At 55.3% G+C, this 9,258-nt stretch carries 5 protein-coding genes and 1 pseudogene; 2 read left to right on the top strand and 4 right to left on the bottom strand.

All coding sequences use genetic code 11. The annotated features are described in order from the left end of the window. The first annotated feature begins 11 nt into the window (after window positions 1-11). Entirely contained in the window at window positions 12-284 is a 273-nt protein-coding gene (locus tag IM273_RS17930) for a YqjD family protein (RefSeq protein WP_028013089.1), read from the top strand. Between the two features lie 25 nt (window positions 285-309). On the opposite strand, the gene IM273_RS17935 is transcribed toward IM273_RS17930, so the two are convergent. Beyond that, a complete protein-coding gene (locus IM273_RS17935; RefSeq protein WP_193050032.1) occupies window positions 310-1,773 on the bottom strand; it encodes an EAL domain-containing protein in 1,464 nt (487 codons plus the stop codon). 280 nt (window positions 1,774-2,053) lie between these two features. Between IM273_RS17935 and IM273_RS17940 the strand changes: the two genes are divergently transcribed. After that, entirely contained in the window at window positions 2,054-2,938 is an 885-nt protein-coding gene (locus tag IM273_RS17940; protein ID WP_028013087.1) for a hypothetical protein, read from the top strand. A gap of 34 nt (window positions 2,939-2,972) precedes the next feature. On the opposite strand, the gene IM273_RS17945 is transcribed toward IM273_RS17940, so the two are convergent. The 3 genes and pseudogenes from IM273_RS17945 to IM273_RS22755 all read right to left on the bottom strand — a co-directional run. After that, window positions 2,973-4,148: an HlyD family type I secretion periplasmic adaptor subunit gene (locus tag IM273_RS17945; protein ID WP_028013086.1), complete on the bottom strand. Its 1,176-nt coding sequence runs from the start codon at window positions 4,146-4,148 to the stop codon at window positions 2,973-2,975. Further along, entirely contained in the window at window positions 4,145-6,322 is a 2,178-nt protein-coding gene (locus IM273_RS17950) for a type I secretion system permease/ATPase (protein ID WP_126326025.1), read from the bottom strand. The genes IM273_RS17945 and IM273_RS17950 overlap by 4 nt, the downstream gene beginning before the upstream one ends. 72 nt (window positions 6,323-6,394) lie before the next feature. Then, a pseudogene (locus IM273_RS22755) lies at window positions 6,395-9,202 on the bottom strand (beta strand repeat-containing protein); the annotation flags it as partial. Window positions 9,203-9,258 lie beyond the last annotated feature (56 nt).

Consider the following 9,258-nt stretch of genomic DNA (forward strand, 5'->3'; position numbering starts at 1 on the left):
AGGAGGCAAAAATGTCTGATTTCGGTACTGATAAAAACACCCAGTTTGCTGAAGACAAAGCAAAAAATAAATTTGATGAACTTTCAGGTTCAGCCCAGCAGCAGTTCGGTGAGTTCGTTGATTCACCGAAGCATCAGGTAAAAGGCGCTGCGAAAAAATATGCCGCACAGGCCAGCGATGCTGTCTCTGATGTGACTGAAGCGGTCAGAAATAACCCGCTCACCGGTCTTATCGCCGCGGGTGCGGTCGGTATTGTGCTTGGCCTGTTACTGGGACGCAAATAAACAAGGCCCTTCGGGGCTTTATTTTTTAGCTGAACAATCTCACCATGCGGTCTAATTCCTCCTCTTTCACGGCGCGCGAGAGATAATATCCCTGAAAGTTTTTCACACCCAGCTCGACTAATTTTTCAAACTTCTCCTCACTGTCAACGCCCTCTGCAATGCAAGCTGTTCCGGTCATGTCGCTGTAAATCTGTATCGCTTTAATCAGATTATAATCGTTGTCGTTCGCCACAAAATGATCGACGATGTCCCGATCCAGTTTCAGCCCATCAAAATGCACCTGCCTCACGGGGAACATGACATGATGGCTTGAGAAGCAGTCGTCAAGAAACAGTCTGCACCCCGTATTACGCAGGTGCCGCATGGTTTCTGGGATGCTTTTATCTTTCGTTACATCAATATCTTCCGCGAATTCAAAGACCAGCTTTTCTGCCCACTGGGGGTTAAGCAGCATGCCGATGGCTTTCCTGGCCATTTCTGGCAGCGCGTTCCCGGACGCCAGGCGAGGCGGTATATTAACGGAAAAATAGAATTTACCGTTATATTTATTAATCCCGGACACGGCGGCGTGGATCACCATAGCCGTAATTTTTAGCCATACTTCATAATTAGCGATATCATTCAGAAAACGGGCTGGCTTGACTATTTTACCGTTCTTATTCCAGCGAATAAGTATCTCAAACCCCACTCCTTTCTTGTCACGATCGGTAATGATCTGGTAGGCGGGAAATATCTCCCTTTTCACCAGCGCATTAAAAACTTCCGCTTCTTTATCCGTGAAGTCCACTCTTTGATTTTGGCTTTTAATCCGCCTTTCCACTTTTACATTGCGCGGTTCATTCAACCATCGTTTGATACAATGTAATTTCTGCAGACCTTCTTTACGATGGGTGTAAACCGTTTTATTAGAAAGCCTCAGTTTGTCGCACAGGTCTTTTATAGACATGCCGCGATAGAAGTTCAATAAAACATCAACCTCTCTTCTTGTCAGCCATTTGAGCTTTTCTGACGAAGAACAGTCCAGATAGTAATCGCGTAATAAGCGCGAGCGGTCTTTAAAGCCATTATTGTGGGTGTGGAAACAGGTTATTACATCAGATACGCTGGCTATGCGAATCAATGATAATTGATGACTGTTATTTAGAAGACTACCCAGGGTTCGATACAGCCAGCTGTCCGGTATATCACCATACAGGGTAACACGACGAATAACAGGAAGTGCATTGAGTACGGATGCCAGTCGCGTCAGGCTCTCCAGGAGAGCTACCGTACCTTTTCCCAGGAACACTACGATGTGAGCGTTTTGATGAATAAGGATATTTTCCTTGTCAGGATCAGATAACTCATCTCCATCAAAGTGAATATGCGCAGTCTCTATGCCGTACTTTTTGAGCAGCAGGTGATATCCCTGAAACGTAAAGCCGCAGGTTGAAATGACAAATCTTTGCTCGTTGCGCGCATCATTCCTGAGAGAAATTTGGTGGGTCATAACCTGCTCCTGGGCACGAAAGCGCCATTATTATTATGAGTATGTAAACCAACAGCGGTGTGTATAATAATTTTACAATACACCATCAGGTTAAGATACTGTTATCAACGCCATGCACTGTAACATCTTTGCGTTAATCACCCTTTTCCACGCATAAATATAACTCTATATTTCTTTTAAAATACCGACCGCAAGCCACTTTTTCTCAGGTATAATGAAAATTCCGAAAAAGAAGGCTGGATACTTCATCTATCGGCTCATCAAATACGAGAAAAATGCTATGGATAATCACATCTCATCCAGGGCCTTGCTACATCGAAGGGATGTTATAAAAAGCAACCCGCGGTTTAGTGAGGCAATATTAGAGCACTACACAATCAATGACGCCATCTACAAAAAACAACCCTTGTTCTACAAGACAATGCTTCAGGAATCTCGGTTTAACATTATTCTTTCCATGTGTTGTTTTATATTTGGCAATCAGGCCGAATCCGTCTCAGAGATAAAAGAGTTATGTTCCCGCTATAAAATAGCCAGCCCCAACAGCGTTATTGCGATCATTACGTTACTCAGAACTACGGGACGCATCAGGACCTGGCGCTGTACGGAAGACCGGCGAAAAACGAGAATTGCCCCAACCGAAAAAGGATTGAATGAACTCAAACGCTATATGTCCGGTGCATTTTTACCCGTTAGCATTCTTTACCCGACGTTTAATATTGATGTAAATCTGCTGGATAATGACACATTGAGAAATAATTTCTTCCGCCGCGCGGCAGAATATCTTTTCCGGGGATTAACGTTCAGAAAAGTTTTACCGGAAGTAGGGTTATTTATTGATAAGGATGGAGGCCGCATGATTATGCTGTATCTTTACCTGCAGGCCATAAAAAACAAATCCGCCCACGGCGCGGTTATTCAATATTCCGCCAGCACGCTCGCTAAAGAATTCTTTGTCTCACGGATCCACGTCAACCGGATTATCAAATCGGCGCATGAGGCAGGTTATCTTAAAGATCGTGGTGACGGTCGCCTGTCGGTGTATCCGGCGTTTTTCGAACTGGTCGAAAACTATGCCGGATTATATTTCGCCTATGTTACTCATTACATTAACGTGGTGCCGAAGGAGCGACGCCACCCAAACAACGTAACGTCAACGGTATAATACAAATGGCGTTCGGTATCCCGAACGCCAATCTTTATCTCTCGCGCAGCGCCTCTTTTGCCTTGTTCAGCGGTTTCAACAGATAATCCAGTATGGTTTTGCTGCCGGTTTTAATATCTACCGTTGCAATCATCCCTGGAAAGACCGGAAAGTCTTTGCCCTGCTTATTGGTCAGGTGGTTACTGTCGGTGCGGATATAGACGCGGTAGTAGTAGACATCTCTTTTCACCTCGTCCTGCAGGGTGTCCGGCGAAATCATGGTCACCTCGCCCTCCAGCCCGCCATAGATGGAGTAGTCATAGGCCGTAATTTTCACCAGCGCTTTCTGGCCGGGGTGGATAAACGCGACATCGCGCGGCGAGATTTTCGCCTCAACCACCATCTGGTCGTCCAGCGGGACCAGACTCATCAGCTTGCCGTTCGGGGGAATAACGCCGCCCACGGTCGTCACGTCAATATCCTTCACAATCCCACGCACCGGCGCGTTGAATGTCAGCCGGGTCAGGGAGTCCTCACGCCCTTTCATCACCGAACGCTGGGCTTCAATCTCCGCGTTGGCTTTCGCCAGCTCTTCACGGGCGCGGACGTAATACTGATTTTTCATCTCGGTGATTTTATTCTCAAGCTCATTTTTTTGACGCTCAAGACGTAACACCTCAACCTTGCTGGCCGCCCCCTGGGTCACCAGCGGACGGGTCAACGACAGCTCGCGCTGCACCAGCTCGGCGCCCTGACGTAAGCCGGCCAGCCCTTTTTCCAGGCTCTCGCGACGGGACTGATAGAGCGCCGTTTCCTGTTTGACCAGCTCAACGTCATCGTCCAGCTCCTCGGGAAACGCGAGTTCCGTGTCGTTAACTTCGGCCTTCAGTCGCGCAGCCGTTGCCAGCGCCGCGTTCAGACGAGACTCGCTCTCCAGCACGCTGGACTCGGTTTTAGTCCGGTCAAGCTGTGCCAACTGCTGACCGCGCTCAACGATATCGCCTTCGCGAACCAGCAGGCTGTGGATAATCCCCCCTTCCAGGGACTGAATCACCTGCTCATGGGAGGACGGTATCACCTTGCCGCTGCCGGTCGTGACTTCGTCCAGCTGGAACAGGCTCGCCCATGCGATAAACACCGCCAGCAGGGCGAACAACGACCATGCCACCAGCGAGGATCGCGGCAGGCGCGGCTCTTTCAGACGGCTGTTATAACGGGAGAAATCGTTCATGCCGCACCCTCCTCTGCTACAGCCGCCGGCTTCATGGTCACGGTGCGCTGTGCCGCCTTTTGCGGCGCCAGCCCGTGCTGATGCAGGATCGCGTCGCGCGGGCCGTCCATCACCACCTTGCCGTTTTCCAGCACAATAATGCGGTCGACCAAATCCAGAATCGGCAGGCGATGCGTTGCCACCACCAGCGTCCGGCGCTTGCCCAGCCATTTGTGAAGATGCTGAATAAACTGCTTCTCGCTCATCTCGTCCAGCCAGGCGGTAGGCTCATCCAGCAGCAGGATATTCGGGGCAGTGATCAGCGCGCGCGCCAGCAGCAGCGCCTGACGCTGTCCGCCGGAGAGGCCCGTTCCGCCCTCGTTGATGATGGTGTTCAGCCCCATTTTCTGCTTACGCACGTACTCCAGCGCGCCGCTATTGACCAGCGCCTGATGAATTTCATCGTCGGTGGCGAGCGGGTTCCCCATCAGGATATTGTCCCGCACGGAGCCAAAGAACAGCCGCGCCTGCTGGCTAAGCAGCTGCATGTCGCGACGCAGGTCGGCCGGGTCCAGATGATTGAGAGCAATATCGTCCAGCAGAATGCTCCCCTGCTGCGGCTCCTGCATGCCCGCCAGAAGCTGCAGCAGCGTGCTTTTACCGGAGCCGTTACGCCCGAGCACCGCCACGCGCTCACCGGCGCGAATCTGCAGTTTGCTGATGTTCAGCACGGTGAGTTTCTCTTCCTCGTCATAGTAGAAGCCGACGTCTTCCAGCCGGTAATCCCCGCGCAGGTGGGCTTTATGCACCTTCTTCCCGTGCTGCGGATCGTCAATCGGGCGCTGCATCAGGTCGTCCAGCCCCTTGCGGGCCACTTTTGCCGACTGCCAGCGCGAGAGCACGCCAGAGATCTGCGACAGCGGCGCGATGGTACGCGATGCCAGAATCGAGGTGCCCACCAGCGCACCGGTGGTCATGTCGCCGCTGATGACCAGGTAACAGCCCACCAGCAGGACTACCGCATAGACGATGGACTGCACCTCCTGGGTCCAGGTCAACAGCAGCCCCGTCAGCCAGCGCTGCTTCATGCCGACGCTGGCGGCCACGTCGTTGGTGTTGTTCCACTGGTTCTGGAAACGCTGCTCGGCGCGCATCAGCTTGATGTCTTCAATGCCCTGCACCGCCTCCACCAGCGTCGCGTTACGAATGGCGGATTCACGCATCCCTTCGCTGGAGAGTTTCCCCAGCGGGCGCTGCACCAGCAGGCCCGGAATGAGCAGCAGCGGCACGGCGAGCAGGACCACCAGCACCAGTGGGCCGCCAATCATCCACAGAATAAAGACGAATAGCAGGAAAAACGGCAGGTCGGAGATCGCCGCAATGGTGGTCGAGGTGATGAGCTCGCGCACCGACTCCAGCTCGCGGATCTGGGCGATAAACGATCCGGTTGATTTGGAGCGCGCCCCGTTTTTAATTCGCAGCGCGTGGGCAAAAACGCGTTCTGAGATGCGCAGGTCGGCGCGTTTCCCCACCACGTCCGAAATATGCACGCGCAGCATGCGCATGATGAATTCAAACACGATGGCGAGCATGACGCCGCCAAACAGCACCCACAGCGTGGCCTCCGACTGCGACGGCACCACCCTGTCGTACACCTGCATGGAGAAGACCATGCCGGAGAGTGCCAGCACGTTAGCGACCAGCGCCACCAGCATGATGTCGCTGTAGCGGCGCCAGTCCTTCAGCGCCAGCTGCCAGAACCAGTTTTTCTCATACGGTTTGATGTAGTCGTCCACGCGTGCATCCGGCGTAGACTCTAACGGGCGCAGCACCAGCAGCGTTTTCAACCGTGAGCCGAGCGCGTCCCGCGTTAGCGTCGTCTCCAGCCCGCCGTCGCCGCTGAACTGCAGGCTCACGTTGCCTTCGTTGTCCATGCGGTTAATGACCGCGATTTGACCGCCAGTGAATTCCGCCAGCAGCGGCAGGCGCCACGGATCGAGAGATGCTGCATCCGTCGCCACGCGCATTCCCAGCCCTAGCTGGCGCGCCATCTCCTCCAGCACCAGCTGGCGCGGAGACTGACTTTCATGGTTAATCGTGACCCGAACGTGCTCCACCGAAAAGTCCAGCCGGTAGTGCTTCGCGATGATGAGCATGCCCTGCAGCCAGGGTTCGTACTGTGGATGTGTCTTCATAATCTCCGGGTTAACGCCATTCGTGTAAAGAAACGCCAAAAGGCCGCGAGGATTACTCCCCGCGGCGTTGGTTTACGCAATTAACAGCTGATGATTCGCCAGCAGCGTCGCCAGGTCCGTCTGCACGCCGTTCAGCGTCACCAGGGTGGTTGGCGAGAATTGGCCGCCGGTACCGTCCAGATCCACCTGGATTTCGGTATTGCTGCCGTTCTGCACCACGCGGACATAATCGGTAATGTTGCCCGCGCTGCTGTCCAGCGTGGCCACGCCGTTCACATAGCTCGCCGAGCCCGTGCCGGTATAGCCGCTGCCGGAGAGCAGATCGCGCAGGTCAATACGATCCGTGTCCGCGGTCCCTTCCCAGGTGCCGACTGTGAAGCCGTTCACCACGTCGTGACCGTTACCGCCCGTCGCGTCCGACGCGTTGATCAGCTTGTAGAGCAACGTATCGTGACCGCCGCTGCCGATGTTGAAGGTGTCGTTCCCGCCGCGGCCTTCGAACTGGTTATCACCGCTGTTGCCGGTAATGACGTCGTCGAAGTTCGAGCCGTTGATGCCCTCAATGTTGAGCAGTCGTGACGTACCGAACCCGGTGTCCTGCGCGGTAGAGAGACGCAAATCAACGGTTACGCCGGAAGTCGCATTGCGGTAATCCACCACGTCCATCCCGCCGGTGTTGCTCCAGGTGTCGTAGTCGGAATGGGTATTCCAGCCGCCGGAGCCGTTGTAGGTATAGGTGCCATCCTCTGCGATAAAGATGTCGTTATACCCGGTCCCGGTGAGGGTCCCGCTGTGGCCGCCGGTGGCCGCTTCGGCCGTCAGGACGTAGCCCTCTTTGCCGTTGCCCGCTTCCAGACCGCTCCAGGTGACGTTATCCGACACGCCGTTGGTGATCTTCAGGATCTCGGCCGAATAGGTTTCATTCGGATCCAGCCCGTAGAAGCTCACCAGCGCAGAGGTATCGTTCGAACCAATACCAGACTGGGCGTTGATGATCTGCGAAGCCACCAACACGCCCGCGGCGTTGTACAGATTGACCGTGTTGCCGTAGAAGGCATTGATGCCCTCGCTGTCGACAATGTGCAGGTGCATCGCGGTACCGTCAGCAATTTTGGCGCTGTTTTGCACCAGCACCACCTTGCCGTTCTGCTGCGACACCAGCAGATCCTTCGCGCCGTCCCAGTTGTAGTCCACTGCCGCCACGCCGGTGGCGTAGGCCAGGCCAGTTTTAAGCTGGCTGGCGGTCCAGCTGGAACCGTAGCCGTTGTTGGTGAACAGCGTCGCCGTCTGTGAACCGCCGTAGGTGCTGAGCTTGATGATGTCCATCTGCCCGTCCCCGTTCCAGTCCACCGCCACCGACAGATACCCCGCCGTGGCGTTAGAGGCTTCCACCGCGCTCTTGGTGGTTGAGAGCTTCCCGGTACCGTCGTTGTAGTAGATCACCCCGCCGTTGTTGTTGTAGCTGCTGCCCAGGTACAGATCCATGTAGCCATCGCCGTTGAAATCCGCCCACGTCATGGACGCCGCCGTGGTGGTATTCGCGGCGTTTACCACAAACACGTTGGTCAGGTTCTGGCCGATGGAGAGCGTGCCGTTGCCGTTGTTGTTGATCACGGTTAACGAGTACGCGCCGCTGCGGTTGGTGTGCTGAACAATATCCACCGTACCGTCGTTGTTCAGGTCAACGCCGGAGATTTCACGCCCGGAGTCGAACTGACCGTAGAAACCGCCCTCCCCGCCGGTGCCGTCCGGCGACAGAACGCCGTTGTTGTTCACCAGGTAGGTCAGTGAGTCCATACCGGCATCGCCGTAAGCCAGATCCAGATAGCCATCGCCGGTTTTATCGTACGCAATCACGCCGCCGTACCAGATGGTGGTCCCCATCGCCAGCTGGCTGGCGTTATAGGTGCTGCCATCGTAGGTCCACATCACCTGAGTAGACCCGGCGTAGGTATTCTCGGTCGCGAAGATATCCTGCGTGCCGTTACGGTCAAAGTCGGCGGCGGTCTGGCTCACCACGTAGTAGCCGCGGGTGTTGGTCAGCGTATTGCCGGCATAGGTCGAGCTATCGCTGCTGGAGTAAGCCTGAGTGTTCGCAATGATATTCCACAGACCGCTGCTGTTCATGCCGAAGGTCATGGTGGAGTTGTTGCTGTTCCCCGCCGTGGTCGCCCAGTCGGTATTCACCGTGGTGGTATCAATCACCAGGCTGCCGGTCGCCGTACCGGTGGTATTGCCGTTCCCCGCGCTGCTCTTCACCTGCGCCGTCACGCTGTAGCCCGCCACGCTCAGGGCATCGCCGTCCGGGATCTGCAGGTACCAGGTATTGTGGTCCGGGTCGACTACCACGGCCCCCCCCGTCTGGGAGGTGTAGGTTTTCCCGTTCACCGTCACCACCAGGTATTCACCGTTCACCAGGTCGGCGGAGACGGTACCGCTGACGATTGGGGTGGTATCTGACGTGGTCTGGGCGGTAATCGCCGCCGTGGTGGTCGGGATACTGGTATCTACGTTCAGCACGAAGCCGTCCGATTCCGTGTAGTTACCGGCTTTGTCGGTCACGCGCACGATGTACGTGTGGTTGCCATCGCTCAGGCCGTTATCCTGGAAGGACCAGCTTGCGCTGCCGTTCATGGTCACCTGACCGAGCAGAACGCCGTCGCGGTATAGCTGGACGATCTCGCCGTCTTCAGGGGCGCGGTTGAGCGTACCGTTGATCAGCGGTGCGTTATCGTCCGTGGCCACCGTGCTGCCAAAGGTGCCCTGACGCTCGCCTTCACCGTCGGTATAGCTCACTACCGTGCCTACCGTAGCTGGCGGCGTGGTGTCCACCGTCACCACCTGAGAGGCGGTGGAGCCGACGTTGCCCGCCTGGTCGACCTGGCTCTAATACACATCTGACGCTGCCGACGAAACACCTAGTGTATATCTCGGTG

The sequence above is a fragment of the Enterobacter cloacae complex sp. P13B genome, assembly GCF_014895915.1.
Taxonomy (GTDB): Bacteria; Pseudomonadota; Gammaproteobacteria; order Enterobacterales; family Enterobacteriaceae; genus Enterobacter; species Enterobacter bugandensis.